13 protein-coding genes are annotated in these 13,487 nt (G+C 60.9%); 8 read left to right on the top strand and 5 right to left on the bottom strand.

What is annotated here, in order from left to right; translation table 11 throughout:
• Positions 1–198: 198 nt before the first annotated feature.
• From ISG32_RS22960 to ISG32_RS22925, 8 genes are all read left to right on the top strand, one after another.
• The gene (locus ISG32_RS22960; protein WP_194773355.1) at positions 199–600 is read left to right on the top strand and encodes a CidA/LrgA family protein; all 402 of its coding nucleotides are present in this window, start codon (positions 199–201) and stop codon (positions 598–600) included.
• The gene (locus ISG32_RS22955; RefSeq protein ID WP_194773354.1) at positions 597–1,292 is read left to right on the top strand and encodes an LrgB family protein; all 696 of its coding nucleotides are present in this window, start codon (positions 597–599) and stop codon (positions 1,290–1,292) included. The genes ISG32_RS22960 and ISG32_RS22955 overlap by 4 nt, the downstream gene beginning before the upstream one ends.
• A gap of 336 nt (positions 1,293–1,628) precedes the next feature.
• Positions 1,629–1,856 carry a hypothetical protein gene (locus tag ISG32_RS22950; RefSeq protein ID WP_194773353.1) on the top strand — a complete coding sequence of 76 codons (228 nt, stop codon included), beginning with the start codon at positions 1,629–1,631 and terminating at the stop codon, positions 1,854–1,856.
• A 235-nt stretch (positions 1,857–2,091) separates the two neighbouring features.
• The gene (locus tag ISG32_RS22945) at positions 2,092–3,030 is read left to right on the top strand and encodes a LysR family transcriptional regulator (RefSeq protein ID WP_194773352.1); all 939 of its coding nucleotides are present in this window, start codon (positions 2,092–2,094) and stop codon (positions 3,028–3,030) included.
• Positions 3,031–3,099: 69 nt separating this feature from the next.
• Complete coding sequence (locus tag ISG32_RS22940) at positions 3,100–4,071, top strand: tripartite tricarboxylate transporter substrate binding protein (protein WP_194773351.1); 972 nt, start codon at positions 3,100–3,102, stop codon at positions 4,069–4,071.
• A gap of 11 nt (positions 4,072–4,082) precedes the next feature.
• Positions 4,083–5,081, top strand: a complete 999-nt coding sequence (locus tag ISG32_RS22935) for a Bug family tripartite tricarboxylate transporter substrate binding protein (RefSeq protein WP_194773350.1) — start codon at positions 4,083–4,085, stop codon at positions 5,079–5,081.
• On the top strand, positions 5,078–5,962 hold the full coding sequence (locus ISG32_RS22930; RefSeq protein WP_194773349.1) for an HpcH/HpaI aldolase/citrate lyase family protein: 885 nt from the start codon (positions 5,078–5,080) through the stop codon (positions 5,960–5,962). The genes ISG32_RS22935 and ISG32_RS22930 overlap by 4 nt, the downstream gene beginning before the upstream one ends.
• Complete coding sequence (locus tag ISG32_RS22925) at positions 5,959–6,876, top strand: isocitrate lyase/PEP mutase family protein (RefSeq protein ID WP_194773348.1); 918 nt, start codon at positions 5,959–5,961, stop codon at positions 6,874–6,876. Before ISG32_RS22930 ends, ISG32_RS22925 begins: the two co-directional genes overlap by 4 nt.
• A gap of 34 nt (positions 6,877–6,910) precedes the next feature.
• Here ISG32_RS22925 and ISG32_RS22920 read toward each other — a convergent pair whose 3' ends face one another.
• The 5 genes from ISG32_RS22920 to ISG32_RS22900 all read right to left on the bottom strand — a co-directional run bounded on the left by ISG32_RS22920 (position 6,911) and on the right by ISG32_RS22900 (position 13,118).
• The gene (locus tag ISG32_RS22920; RefSeq protein ID WP_194773347.1) at positions 6,911–7,054 is read right to left on the bottom strand and encodes a DUF2474 domain-containing protein; all 144 of its coding nucleotides are present in this window, start codon (positions 7,052–7,054) and stop codon (positions 6,911–6,913) included.
• The gene (gene cydB, locus ISG32_RS22915; protein WP_194773346.1) at positions 7,054–8,064 is read right to left on the bottom strand and encodes a cytochrome d ubiquinol oxidase subunit II; all 1,011 of its coding nucleotides are present in this window, start codon (positions 8,062–8,064) and stop codon (positions 7,054–7,056) included. The genes ISG32_RS22920 and cydB overlap by 1 nt, the downstream gene beginning before the upstream one ends.
• A 3-nt stretch (positions 8,065–8,067) precedes the next feature.
• Complete coding sequence (locus ISG32_RS22910) at positions 8,068–9,495, bottom strand: cytochrome ubiquinol oxidase subunit I (RefSeq protein ID WP_194773345.1); 1,428 nt, start codon at positions 9,493–9,495, stop codon at positions 8,068–8,070.
• A 26-nt stretch (positions 9,496–9,521) separates the two neighbouring features.
• Entirely contained in the window at positions 9,522–10,952 is a 1,431-nt protein-coding gene (gene ccoG / locus ISG32_RS22905; RefSeq protein ID WP_194773344.1) for a cytochrome c oxidase accessory protein CcoG, read from the bottom strand.
• 174 nt (positions 10,953–11,126) lie between these two features.
• Positions 11,127–13,118 carry a relaxase/mobilization nuclease domain-containing protein gene (locus tag ISG32_RS22900; RefSeq protein WP_194773343.1) on the bottom strand — a complete coding sequence of 664 codons (1,992 nt, stop codon included), beginning with the start codon at positions 13,116–13,118 and terminating at the stop codon, positions 11,127–11,129.
• Positions 13,119–13,487 lie beyond the last annotated feature (369 nt).

Raw genomic sequence — 13,487 nt, 5'->3', positions numbered from 1 at the left:
TTGCTATCCATTGGTCTGGTGAGCACACTGGATAGAGCGGATCAGGTGGTGGCACCAAGGATCGGCGCGCGCATACGTGCAGGTGCAATCTTCCAAATATTCAATGGCAGTGCGATGCCCTGGTCGTGGCCCATGACCGTTGCACCCGAACCCTGAGTGCTCATCTAAGCCAGCGCATGTGATCAGAAAGAGTTTGTTGTGAGCGGTACATCCCTGCGCATTCGAGCAATCGCCTCCTGGGGGCGACGGCTGTCTCTGGGCTTTGCAATTTTGGCCACGATGCTGTTCGCAGGCGCGACGCTCGGGCGATGGCTGGCCCTGCCGGTTCCGCCTGCCATCGTCGGCATGATGCTTCTGTTGTTGGCGCTGGGGTGCTCTGGACGGCTGGCGCACGTTGTTGAGTCGGCGAGCTTGCCGCTGCTAAAGCACATGATGCTTTTCTTCATCCCCACCGTGGCGGGAGTGATGGAGCAGTTCCAGATATTGAGGTCTGGCTGGCTCCCTTTCATGGTGGCTAGCATCGCTGGCGCTGCACTGACTTTGGCAGTCACGGCGTTCACCCTGCAGATGCTGCTAAAACGCCAAGGGATAGGAGCATGATCGACGCTCAGCCCTGGATGACCGCGATGGCCGCGATGCTGCTGACGGTTGCTGCATATTCATTAGCGCTGTGGGCGTACCGGCGCAGTGGCTGGAGCCTGCTGTTGCCCGTGCTGACGGGCTCCGCCGTCGTGGTGGCTGTATTGGTGGGCGCAGGAATCCCTTATGGCCCGTACCGGGAAGGTGCGAAGCCGCTCTCCTGGCTTGCAGGGCCGGCGACCGTAGCGCTCGCGCTCCCGCTCTACCGCCAGCGGGGACGGCTTCAGGGCATTTGGTGGCCGGTGATGGGCGCATTGCTAGCGGGCTCTGTCACTGCCGTCATATCGGCGATGGGGATTGCCTGGCTGCTGGGCGGCGACTGGTCGCTGATGATGTCGCTGGCGCCCAAATCGGCCACCATGCCAGTGGCAATGCCGGTTGCAGAAAGTATGGGCGGGTCTGCGCCGATCAGCGCGGTAGCCGTGGCATTGACGGGTATCTCCGCTGCAGTTCTTGCAGGTGGATTGTTGAGTTTGCTGAAGATCCGCAATGACGTGGTTCGTGGTTTCGCACTGGGCGCTTCCGCTCATGCTATCGGCACTGCCCAGGCTTTCCAGATCAGTGAGGCTGCGGTTGGTTTTGCTGCGTTGGCGATGGGCCTGAATGCGATTGCAACGAGCGTCCTGGTTCCGCTCATCGGAGGGCTGTTGTGAGCCTTCCCGTGACTTGGCTCAATCCCCCTTCAGAAATAGATCCGCATACGCTGCAGATACTAGGTATCAGCACCTCCGATGAAATCCTGTTTTCCGTTCAGGCGGTAGATAGGCGAGTGGCGAGTGCACTGACGCCGATAGCCTTCGACCAGTCGGTACTCTGTGCCTACGGCCGTCGGATGCGCCTTGAGGGGTTGGCAACGATCTAGGACTCCATGCAAACCGGAATATTGATAGTGCGTAGCAAGTTCACTGTACTAACAGACGTTTAGTGTGGCCGTGGGTAATGCAACTCCCGAAATATACCCACAAGTAACAATCTGGAAATGCACAAAAATGGATTGGGTTCCAATAGTCTTCATTACGTTCAAGGTTGCCGTGTTCGGAACCTGCATGTTCTTCGCCATCAAGTGGCATTACGACCAAGGAAAAAAGAAGGGGAAGGTCAAACGTGCGGCGTTGCGCGGAAGTTCCCTGCTGGCCGCAGCCTTGGTGCTAGGGATAGTGATTGTGGGGATCATCACCGTAGTCCTTATGTCTCCTTTGGACATGAGCCTTCCATGATTGGAAAGACAGGTCGATCGATAAAGTGTGCACCATTGAATATTCAAAATGAATGCTAACAGCCCCGCCAGTTGGATCGCAACAAGCGAGCTTCATTCTCTCTTCGGGGGTTCATGGTTGGCTCCTCCGCTGAAATATAGATGCGGATCTTTGTCGGCGTGTACTTCCAGTGGCATCTCACCGGAAGAGTCGGTGCACGAGCGTGCCAAGGGCTAGTTTGTGAAGGTCTGGAGCTATGACGCTGAAGCAGTTGGAAGCCTTTTATTGGGCCGCTAGTCTTGGCAGCTTCGCCGCTGCATCGGCACGATTGCATGTCACCCAATCTTCACTTTCCAAGCGAATATCAGAACTTGAACTGAGCCTTGGCCACGTCTTGTTCAATCGCCTTGGGCAGCGCGCTACGTTGAGCGATGCAGGTGCGCAATTATTGCCGTATGCGGCGCGAATGCTGGAAATCGAAGATCAAGCCCGCGCGGCCTTGGGCGACGTCGTACCATTGCAAGGGCTTTGCAGATTTGGGGTAAGTGAGTTGGTCGCCTCGACCTGGCTGCCGCGCTTTGTCAAACGTGTGAATCTTGCATTTCCACAGCTGACACTGGAGCCTCATGTGGATCTCACACGTGGGTTGGAGCGCAAGGTAGAACGCGGAGATTTAGACTTCGCGGTGATTCCCGGCCCCTCGCGCTCCGCTGCACTGCTGAATTATCCCGTCGCAGAGCTGGAATATGCGTGGATGTCGGCGCCGTATCTCCTGTCCGCAGGCACGTTGCTTACTGCTCGTCATTTTCAGGAGCATCCGGTCATCACACTGCCTGCGGAATCCACCCTCAGACACACTTTTGAGCGCTGGGCCGAAAACGCGCGCTTGACCATCCCACGCGCGCTGGTGTGCAACAGCCTGCTCGCTCTGATCGCAATGACGATGGGTGGCGTTGGCATCAGCTTTTTCCCCCTCACCTGTGTGAGGCCGCTGCTGAAGGCTGGGAGCTTGGTACAACTCCGTTGCGAGCCTGCTTTACCTAATCTGAGCTACTGCATTCATTGGCGTAGAGATGATATTCGGCATGTCGTGCATCAATTGAAAAACCTGATAGCCGAAGAAGCTGATTTCTCCATGCCGGGAGTGATGCCCGCCGGTCCATCGATTTTTGGAAAGCACGGGGGTGCAGATTAGTCGCTTTTCTTCATGCGCAAGCATTCCTACCATCGACTCCGTCTCATCGGATCGATTGCAGGAATCAGCATGGCATTCAAACTGTCTCGTTTAAACACTGGAATCTTTTGCGCTGCATTTCTGTGCGGCACGTCTTCCGCCTTGGCGGCCTGGCCCGACGACAAACCCATCGAAGTTCTGGTGGGATTTGCTGCCGGGGGGGGCACCGACGTGATGGTGCGCAACATGCTGCCGTTCGTGCAGAAGCACTTGGGAGGCAAGGCAACTTTTGTGGTGGTCAATCGACCAGGAGCCGCAAGCGAGTTGTCGAACACGGCGCTGATGCGCGCCAAGCCGGACGGCTATACCGTGGGTATCGTCAACGTGCCGGCTCTTGTGTTCGTTCCGATGTACAAGAAGACGCAATACGACCCAGCAAAGATCGCGCTGATAGCACGTGTTCTCAGTGACCCCACGGTACTCGTCGCGCGCAATCAAGGGCCGGCCGCCAGCTTGACCGACATAGTCAAAACGCTGAAGGAAAAACCGTCAAGTGTCTCGTTTGGCCACAACGGCATCGGCACCAACGGTCATTTGGCCATGCTGCAGCTACAGGCCATTGCCGGGGTGAAGTTCAACGAAATTCCGTTCAACGGTACAGCTCAGTCCAAGACGGCACTGTTGGGCAACCATATCGACTTGGCGGCCATGACGACCGGAGAGCTGCCCGAGAGCGGATCCGGCAGCCCTTTCAGAGTGGTTGCGCAACTGAGTCGTACCCGTGCGGCGCGACTACAGGAGGTGCCGACGGCTGCGGAGCAGGGCATCGATGCTGTGATGCCGGCTGAGCGAGGGTTCGCAGGGCCCCAGGGCCTGGATTCCTCGATCCAGGTGCGACTGCAGGCTGCAATCGAGGCCACGCTCAAAGATCCTGCCTACGTATCCAAGGCTGGCGCGGATGCGCCCGTGCTTGCCTATCTGCCCGGGTCAGACTGGAGTCGAGATATCGCCTCTCGCCAAGCTGGATACAAGGCTTTGGCCAAGCAGATGCCGAGTGAGTAAAGGACACATCCATGACGAAGACCGCACTTATTCGGCTGAACTGCCGCATGGCTATGACCCTTGCTGCGCTGAGCCTGTTGTCGGCTGCTCCGGCAGTAGCGTTTGCGCAAAGCTATCCATCTCGCCCCGTCAAAATCGTCGTGCCTTATCCCCCCGGTGGCACGACAGACATCCTTGGGCGCATTCTGGCTGAGGCGTTGGGTCGTCAGTTAGGCCAGCCTTTCGTGGTGGAAAACCGCAACGGCAGTGGGGGGGTGGTGGGCGCAAATGCTGTCGCAAAGTCTGCACCCGACGGATATACGTTGGGAATTGCCACGGTGAGCACGTTGGCGACCGCGCCTGCAGCCATGTGCCAGATCCCCTATGACCCGATCCACGACTTTACCCCGGTTGTGGATATCGCTTCCGTGCCCAATGTGCTCACCATCAATCCCGGAATTCCAGCAAGCAACATGGCGGAGTTCATCGCGTTGCTCAAAGCCCACCCCGGCAAGTACAGCTTTGCGTCGTCGGGAACGGGTGGTATTGCACACATGGATGGTGAGCAGTTTAAAAGCGTTGCGGGCGTGGATATGGTGCATGTCCCCTATCGGGGCTCGGCCCCTGGATTGACCGACACCATCTCGGGTCAAGTGGCTGCGCAGTTCGACAATCTGTCGTCGTCGCTGGCCTTTATCCAAAGCGGCAAGCTACGTGCGCTGGCAGTTGCTTCGCCAAGCCGCGTGGCTGAATTGCCCGATGTGCCGACTTACACGGAAGCGGGCCTTCCTGCACTCAACAATGTCGCGTGGTTCGGACTTGTGGCCCCAGGCAAGACACCTGCGGAAATCATCAAGAAGCTCAATGAGGCGGCGAATGTTGCGCTGAAGGATCCAGCGGTATTGGCCCAGCTGAAAAGAAACGGCGCAGTGGCCGATGGAGGAAGCTCGCCTCAGTTTGCGCGGCGGATTGAAAAGGAGCTTGCCATGCGCAAGGACATTGCCAAGCGCCAGAACATTGTCCTCGAATGATGCAGAACGCTCATCCCAGTTCTCACCAACGAGTGCTGCCGACCTGGATGTCGATGCTGTACTTGCCAGCACATACGGCACACGCCAACGCTTTTCCCTTGGGTTGCCGTCCGGATGCAGTGGTTCTCGACCTTGAGGATTTCGTGCCCTCTGCAGAAAAAACCTATGCCCGGAGCCGACTTGCTGAACTGGCACAGGGCTTCGCCGCGCAGGGCATCGATGTGCTAGTGCGCATCAACCGACCATTGGACGAGGCCGTCGCAGACTTGCAGCAAGCCGTGCGCGCCGAAGTGCGGGGCCTTCTTGTAACCAAGGCCGCCAGCGCTCAGCACCTGTTGCTGCTGGATGAATTCGTCTCTTTGTTGGAAAGGCGTGCTGGATTGCCCGAGGGACAGATTTGTTTCATTCCCTTGGTGGAGACCGCTGCAGCTCTTACGCAGATGGATGACATTGCAGCAGCGACTTCGCGCAATGTTGCCATTGCCCTCGGCGGGGAGGATTTGGCGCGTGAAGCGCGCATGCGTGCGGGACGAGACACATTGGCCTATGGCAAAGCTCGTCTCGTGTCCGCCGCCGCAGCGGCAGGTATCTTGCCCTGTGGCTATCTGGGCAGCGTATTGGATTTTCAGGGGGCAGACGACTTTCGCGACCTTATTGATGCATCACGGGATTTTGGCTTTCGTCTTACCACATGCATGCGCCCTGAACAGGTCGAGATCGTCAATATTGGGTACGCGCCCCGCGCAAATGAGCTGGCTTGGGCCCAGGCGGTGCCAGCGGATGCAGGCATCCAGGATCGGGCCGAGGCAGGCTGGGTGATGGCCCGTGCGCGGCGTTGCTGCGCACGTCCCAAAACGCTGATAGATGGAGAGGCCGCATGACTCAATCGCGCAATAGACTTGCTCCAGGCGCTGGCCCGGCAGCGCTACGCCAAGTGTGGCGCGAGCATCCCTTCGTGATTGCTCCTGGAGTGCACGACCTGTTCAGCCTGCGAATCGTGGAGAGTGCAGGATTCTCGAGTGCGGCCATCAGTGGCGCAGTGCTGTCGCAAGCTTTGCTGGGAATGCCCGATGTGGGACTACTGACGCTAACCGAAGCAGTCGAGCACTGCCGTCGCCTTACGCGCATGGCTTCCATCCCGGTGACGGCTGACGCCGATGCGGGCTACGGAAACCCCCTTGGCGTCTACCACACCGTTCAGATGTTCGAGGAGGCCGGCGCTGCAGGTATCAACCTTGAAGATCAGGTGGTGCCTCGACGATTCGGGGCCGGGTCAGGTAAAGAGGTTGTGCCCGAGGTAGAAATGGTGGCCAAGATTCGTGCTGCTTGCACAGCACGACGGAGCTCGGATTTCGCCCTCATTGTGCGCACCGATGCATTCGCTTGCGAGGATCAAGGTTCTGTCGTTCGACGCTGCAGGGCCTATCAGGACGCTGGCGCTGATGTAGTGATGCCAATCGCACCCAAGAGCGAAGCTGATATCGAGGAGTTGGTTCGCGTTCTGGATGTACCTGTGAGCCTGAATGTTGGTACGGGACTGGCACCAGCTCGCTCTGCAGGGATGGTGCCTGTGCCACGTTTGCGGGAACTGGGTGTGAGGCGAGTTAGCCTTCCTTCGATACTGCCTGTGGCTGCCGCGGCTGCGATGGCTAATGCGCTGGGTCGATTGCAAGTGTCGTTGGATGGCAAGCCGGTCGCTACGGAGCCGGAGCCTCTGGAATTAGCCCAGATCATGGGTGACGCCGAATGGCTTGCGCTTGAGTCGCAGTTGCTGAATAAGCAAATACAGAAATGATTGCTTGCTCCCGCGCATAGCCCGCGATGGCGCCCTAACTACTCATCCCGACAAACCGCATTAGCGCACGGAAAAGCAGAGCCACCCCGGAGAGGGTCGCCACACTGGCGGCCCAGATCAAGACCAGCCAGCCGACACGGCGCCACCACGACACGCCTTGAGGTGCGGGGGACGCCATCAGTGGTAGCCCTCACCCTGCCGCACCTTGCCGCGGAACACGTAGTATGACCAGGCGGTGTATGCCAGGATGAACGGGATAATCAGCAAAGCGCCCACGAGCGCGAATCCCATGCTCTGCGGCGGCGCAGCGGCTTCCCGAATGGTGATGCCAGGCGGAATAATGTTCGGCCATACGCTAATGCCCAAACCGCTGTACCCGAGGAACAGTAGACACAACGCGAGTATGAAAGGCGTGGCACCGGGATCTCCCCCCCGCAGGCTGCGAACCAGACCGTAGCCCGTGAGCAGCACCAGCAGCGGTACCGGCGCGAAAAACGCGATGTTGGGCCAGTTAAACCACCGCTGTGCAATGCCCAAGTGGGCGAGCGGTGTCCACGCGCTCACGATCGCGATGACAACGAGCAGCACCAACGTGACGGGGCGAGCCAATACCACCATCCGGTCGTGGATGAACCCTTCGGTCTTGATGATGAGCCACGTCACACCGAGCAGCGCGTAGGCAACGATAAGTCCCAACCCCGTAAACAGGCTGAACGGCGTGAGCCAGTCAAATGCTCCACCGACGAAAGTGCCATTCCGCACATTAAAACCATTCAGGAATGCGCCCAGTGCAACGCCTTGGAAGAACGTGGCGACATAAGAGCCTGCCATGAACGCTTTGTCCCAGAAAGGTCTGTGGCTCTCGTCGGCCTTGAAACGGAATTCAAAGGCTACGCCACGCCAAATCAGCCCCAGGAGCATGAGCAGCAGCGGCAAATACAGCGCGCTCAACACGACGGCATAGGCCAGCGGGAACGCGGCCATGAGACCGGCGCCGCCGAGCACGAGCCAAGTTTCGTTGCCATCCCACACCGGAGCCACGGTGTTGACCATGACGTCGCGACTATCGCGGTCGCGCACAAACGGGAACAGGATGCCGATGCCCAGATCGAACCCGTCCATGATGACGTACATCATCAAGCCAAATACGATGATGGCAAACCAGACGACTGGCAGATCTATACCCATGATTCAAACCTCTTGATGATGTGTGGGCGAATTTGCGTCTGGCGCGTCTGGCGCGGCGGACAGGGGACGGGCGGGACGATTGGTCGGTACGTCGGCGTCGTTTGCGTCTTCATGGGGTTGCGGCCCTTGCCCCACGAGCTTGAGCATGTAACGCACGCCGATGCCAAACACTGCCAGATAGGCGATGACGAAAATGACCAGCGTGGCCCCTAATACTTCTGCCGAGTGATTGGAGACAGCGTCCTTCGTGCGCATGACGCCGTAGACGATCCAGGGCTGGCGGCCGACTTCGGTGGTGAACCACCCCGCGAGAACGGCGATCAAGCCCGAAGGCCCCATCCACGTGGCGAAGCGCAGGAACGCACGGCTGCCGTACAGTCTTTTGCGCCAGCGTAGCCACGCCCCCAAAACCGCCAGCAGCAGCATGAGCATGCCCAGGCCCACCATCACGCGGAAGCTCCAGAACACGATGAGGACGTTGGGCCTGTCTTCTGGGGCGAACTCCTTGAGTCCCTGATACTGTCCATCCCATGAGTGGGTAAGGATCAGGCTACCCAGTCGGGGCACCTCAACGGCGTTGCGCGTAGTCTCGGCCTCCATATCGGGCCATCCGAACAACACTAGAGGCACGCCCTCACCTGGCTTGTTCTCCCAATGCCCCTCCATAGCGGCGACCTTGGCGGGCTGATGTTTCAGGGTGTTGAGCCCGTGCATGTCGCCAATCGCGATCTGCAGCGGGGTTGCCGCGAGCAACATCCAAAGCGCCATAGAGAGCATGGTGCGCACACGGGGGTTGTCGTTGCCGCGCAGAAGATGCCAAGCCCCCGACGCACCCACAAAGAGCGCGGTGGAGATGAATGCCGCCATAGTCATGTGTGCCAGGCGATAGGGAAACGAGGGGTTGAAGATGACCTCGATCCAGTTGACCGGCACCACCACGTTGTTGACGATCTCGAAACCCTGCGGCGTCTGCATCCAACTGTTGGAAGCCAGAATCCAGGTGGCCGACACCAGTGTGCCCAAGGCCACCATGACGGTCGAGAAGAAGTGCAGGCCAGGCCCGACCTTGTGCCAGCCAAACAGCATCACGCCGAGGAATCCGGCCTCCAGGAAAAAGGCTGTGAGAACCTCATAAGCCAGCAAGGGGCCAGTGATGCTGCCCGCGAAAGCAGAGTAGTGGCTCCAGTTCGTGCCGAACTGGTAGGCCATGACGAGTCCTGACACCACGCCCATCGCGAAGTTGACCGCGAAGATGCGCGACCAGAAATGGTAGAGATCCCGATATACCGGATCTTTGCGCCAAAGCCACAAGCCTTCGAGTACGGCCAGGTAGCTCGCGAGTCCAATGGTGATCGCCGGAAAAATAATGTGGAACGAGATGGTGAAGCCGAACTGGATGCGGGCCAGTTCAAGGGCTGTAAGGCTGAACATTGAATGCTTCCTTCAAGTGGCGCCACTCATCGCGGCACTAAGAACGAGGACTTCTCAGAAACGCGGGCCGCATTGGGGCCGAGCGACTCCACATCGAAATATACCGGGTGTGCCCCTTCTGGGGCTGATCCGTAGGGGATGCGCAGTTGCACCGCCACCCACTGCGCCTGGGTGGCTCCCACCTCGACCTCGGGCTGAGAAGCGACCTCCACACCGTCAATGCCTCGCGCGCCAATGCGGTAGCGCTGTGGCGACTCGGTTGCATTCATGATCTGCAGGCGGTAGACGTTTTCGAGCTTGCCTCCTGCCACGATGCGAGACAGCGCAGCCCGATCACGCACTACATCCACCTTGAGCGGGGTGCGTAGAGCCAGGCTAGCGATCATGGCCGCACTCAGGACAACCAGGACGGCTGTGTAACCCAATACGCGAGGCCGCCCCACGCGGCGAAGCATGCGTGCGGAACTCCAGCGCCCCGCCATGCCGTTGGGTGTTGCCAGCCGGATCAACCCGCGAGGCAAGCTCACCTTGTCAATCACGCTATTGCATGCGTCGATGCAGAGGCCGCAACCGATGCATTCGTACTGCAAGCCGTTGCGGATGTCGATGCCTACCGGGCAGACCTGTACGCACAAGGTGCAGTCGATGCAGTCGCCGAGCGCTGCCGAGGCTTTGGTCTTGCTACGCGCACCCCGAGGCTCGCCGCGCTGCTCATCGTAGGTGACGATGAGCGTGTCCTTGTCGAACATGGCGCTCTGAAAACGCGCGTAGGGGCACATGTACTTGCAGACCTGCTCGCGTAGGAAGCCAGCGTTTCCATAGGTGGCAGCGCCATAAAAAAGCACCCAGAAAATCTGCCATGAACCGTGCAGCGCAAGCAATTCGCCGCCGAGTTGCCGTATCGGAACGAAGTAGCCCACGAAGGTGAATCCCGTCCACAACGAGACCAGCAGCCACGCCCCGTGCTTGGCAGTTCGCTTCCACAGCTTCTCGAACGACCAACCGCTTGCGTCAAGGCGCAAACGCGCGCTTCGTTCCCCTTCAATTCGATGCTCAAGCCACAGGAAGATTTCCGTGTAGACCGTTTGTGGACAGGAGAAGCCGCACCACAGCCGCCCGGCAGTTGCCGTGAAGAGGAACAGCGCCAGCGCCGAGATGATGAGCAGCCCTGTGAGATAGATGAAATCCTGTGGGTACAGCACCAGCCCGAAGAGGTAGAAGCGCCGCGCGCCCAGATCGAACAGCACCATCTGGCGCTGGCCCCACTCCAGCCAGGGCAATCCGTAGAATACGATCTGTGTGATCCAGACCATGATCCATCGCCAAGCCGCGAACTTCCCGCTGATAGAGCGAGGCTGGATCTTCGTGCGAGCCTCGTAGAGCGAAGCAGCCTCCGAAACGATCGGAATGACTTTTGGGGATTTGCGGGCGTGGGGTAGGTGTTCTGTGTCTGACATAGGTACCTCATGGCAGCGGTGCCAAGCGCCTGCGCTGGATACCCCGCTCCAATGGGTAACTATGGCGTTCTCACCATAAAAAGAACAGAAGCAGAAATATCTAGATTTTGCATATCAGATTGGAGAACTACTGTGGCATCGAACGGCGCAGGAGCTAAACCAGCAGCGTCTCGTTTAGATCGTTGGCCCGCGCTGGCGGCCAATCTCCCACGACGTGCCGCCGCCGCGCACAGTGGCGGCGAGCTGTTGGCCCAGGCGCTGTTCGATGACGGGCCTCCAGGGCACGAGGCTGAATGCCTTGCCGTCGTCGAGCATCGCGTAGCGTCCGCTGGCGAGCATGACGCTTCGCCGGTAGATGCCGGCCACACGCTGCCCGTCGGCCACCGGGCGATGCTCCAAGCCGGTATCGGCGGCTATGTCCTTGGCGGCCTGCACCAGCTCCCGGTTGCGCAGCGTGCCCAGCAGGTTGCGCGCCAGGATCACGCGCTGCCCGCATCGCTCGGCCAGCCCCTGTTCGGCCAGGAAGTTGGCGCGCTGCTGCATCGCCTGCTTGGCCTCGCTACCAAAGCCCAGGTCGCCCAGGCCGGAGCCGCCGCCGATCAACTGCTGGTCGAGCCAAGTGGCACCGATCACGCGGGCCTGCCGTTCGATGGGCAGGTGCGATTTCAGCTCCACGGCCACGCCGCCCAGGCGCTGTGCGTCGTAGCGCCGGCCCTGCTCGGGCAGGTCGCCCGGCACCTTCCACAGCCCCTCGGTGACACGCTCCACGATGCCTGCCCGGCGCAGGGCTTCCAGCCGGCGGACGTGGGCCGCCACGACCTCCTGCGGGTCGCGTCCGGGGACGGCCTGGCCCTGCGCGATAGCGAGATGGTGGCCGGTGCGGTACAGGCCACCGCTCGCCAGCGCGGCGATGTTCCTGTCGGCCGCGCGCACGTCGGCCGATCCCTTCACCTCCACGACGGCTCCGGTCGGGTAGTTTGCCAACTCGTCGCGGGCATTGAGCGCGACGTAGTGGGCCTTGCCGTCCACGCCGTCGATGACCAGATAGCCCCGGTCGTGCAGCTCGTCGACCAGCCCTTTCGCGGCCACGCGCCCGAGGATGCCTCTCCCCTCCTCTCCCGGCTCGAACACCGCCAGCTCGCGCGGCTCGCCGCGCATCGCCCTCTGCATGGTGCGGATGATGTCGCCGCGCTCGCCCAGGACGCGCAAGGTCTTTTCCGCATCGGCATGGACGGCCCAGGTGCCAGGCTGCGTCTCGTCGGCCAGGCCCAGGCGCTGCAAGCGTTGCAGGCGACCGATCAGCAGCAGGCGCTGGCGTTGCAAGCGAGGTTCGTTGAGCCGTTCGACATGCACCAGGCCATCGTCGCCAGCCTCGCGCTTCAAGGTGCGATCCAGGCTCGTCCACCGCTCCTGATCCACCTCTCGCCCCAAGGTCTGCTGGATCTCCAGCTCGGTACGTGGCCCCAGCCATTCGGTCGCCAGCTCGGCGGCGCGATGGCGGAAGCCATCGGCGATGTAGTCGCCCGCGATGATGAGGTCTTTGCTCGTGTCGTCACATCCGCGCACGACGATGTGCGTGTGCGGGTTGTCGGTGTTCCAGTGGTTCACGGCCACCCAATCGAGGCCCGTCCCAAGGTCGGCCTCCATGCGGCCCATGAGGTGCCGCGTGTAGGTGCGCAGGTCTTCCAGCTCCGCGCCATCCTCGGGCGAGAGGATGAAGCGGAAGTGGTGCCGGTCGTCAGCGCAGCGTTCCTTGAAGGCATCGAGATCGGCGGCGTCGGTCTGCGGCCCGTAGGCTTGGCCCGGCTCGCCGTCGCGGCCCACGCCATCGCGCTCGATATAGCGCAGGTGCTTGGCGAGCGACTGCGGGCTGGCCCGTTGGTGATTGACCAGCAGCGTCTTGATGGTCACGCGCCGGGACATGGGCGTCAGCTTCGCGCCCGCGAAGCGTGCCGCCGTGTGGCCGCGCCCCAGGCGCGAGCCGGGGCGCTGGCCGGCGCTCCTGCCGCCGCCCGGCGAGCTAGGACGGCGCATCGCGGGCTTGCCGCCGCTGGCCTTGCCGGTCTGCTTGAGCACCTTGGAAACGAAGCTCTGCCCCTGGCCCTTGCCCCGGTTCTTCGGGGCGCTGGGACGCATGCGGAAGTCGTCGTCGCGGCGGTCGCTCATGGCTGCGCTCCTTGCAAGCTCTGGCGTGTCCTGTCGTGCGAAGCACGCGAATATGACCGTATTGGCGCGGGAAACGCGTCCCAAGCAGCACGGCGGCGAAGCCGCTCCGTGCCGCGCCACACCCACGTGCAGACTGGCTTTCGACGTGGCCCGGTGCCGCGTCCTTTTGTCTTGCCTTCCGCATTGGCCTCCCGCATCCGCGCCCGGCCAGTGCGGCCCGGGGGCGCTGTGCTGCGGGCAGCTAGCGCCCCGGCGAACGCGGCCAGGGCCACAGGCCCAGCGCGTTCGAGGCAAGACGCCTGCACGATGGGCAACTGCACGAAGTGCAGGGCCGGATGCAGCACGGTGTGCCGTGCGAAGGCACGGGCA

Source organism: Diaphorobacter caeni, assembly GCF_015354245.1.
Lineage (GTDB): Bacteria > Pseudomonadota > Gammaproteobacteria > Burkholderiales > Burkholderiaceae_C > Diaphorobacter_A > Diaphorobacter_A caeni.
Note: the sequence above shows the minus strand (reverse complement) of the source record. Positions and strands in the feature narration are given on the sequence as shown.

What these genes read in the sequence shown, in the direction of transcription:
- ISG32_RS22930 (WP_194773349.1), top strand. Translation starts at nt 5,078, where the DNA reads ATGATGCAGAACGCTCATCCCAGTTCTCACCAACGAGTGCTGCCGACC.
- ISG32_RS22910 (WP_194773345.1), bottom strand. Translation starts at nt 9,495, where the DNA reads ATGTTCAGCCTTACAGCCCTTGAACTGGCCCGCATCCAGTTCGGCTTC.
- ISG32_RS22950 (WP_194773353.1), top strand. Translation starts at nt 1,629, where the DNA reads ATGGATTGGGTTCCAATAGTCTTCATTACGTTCAAGGTTGCCGTGTTC.
- ISG32_RS22900 (WP_194773343.1), bottom strand. Translation starts at nt 13,118, where the DNA reads ATGAGCGACCGCCGCGACGACGACTTCCGCATGCGTCCCAGCGCCCCG.
- ISG32_RS22920 (WP_194773347.1), bottom strand. Translation starts at nt 7,054, where the DNA reads ATGGCGTCCCCCGCACCTCAAGGCGTGTCGTGGTGGCGCCGTGTCGGC.
- ISG32_RS22955 (WP_194773354.1), top strand. Translation starts at nt 597, where the DNA reads ATGATCGACGCTCAGCCCTGGATGACCGCGATGGCCGCGATGCTGCTG.
- cydB (WP_194773346.1), bottom strand. Translation starts at nt 8,064, where the DNA reads ATGGGTATAGATCTGCCAGTCGTCTGGTTTGCCATCATCGTATTTGGC.
- ISG32_RS22945 (WP_194773352.1), top strand. Translation starts at nt 2,092, where the DNA reads ATGACGCTGAAGCAGTTGGAAGCCTTTTATTGGGCCGCTAGTCTTGGC.
- ISG32_RS22925 (WP_194773348.1), top strand. Translation starts at nt 5,959, where the DNA reads ATGACTCAATCGCGCAATAGACTTGCTCCAGGCGCTGGCCCGGCAGCG.
- ccoG (WP_194773344.1), bottom strand. Translation starts at nt 10,952, where the DNA reads ATGTCAGACACAGAACACCTACCCCACGCCCGCAAATCCCCAAAAGTC.
- ISG32_RS22940 (WP_194773351.1), top strand. Translation starts at nt 3,100, where the DNA reads ATGGCATTCAAACTGTCTCGTTTAAACACTGGAATCTTTTGCGCTGCA.
- ISG32_RS22935 (WP_194773350.1), top strand. Translation starts at nt 4,083, where the DNA reads ATGACGAAGACCGCACTTATTCGGCTGAACTGCCGCATGGCTATGACC.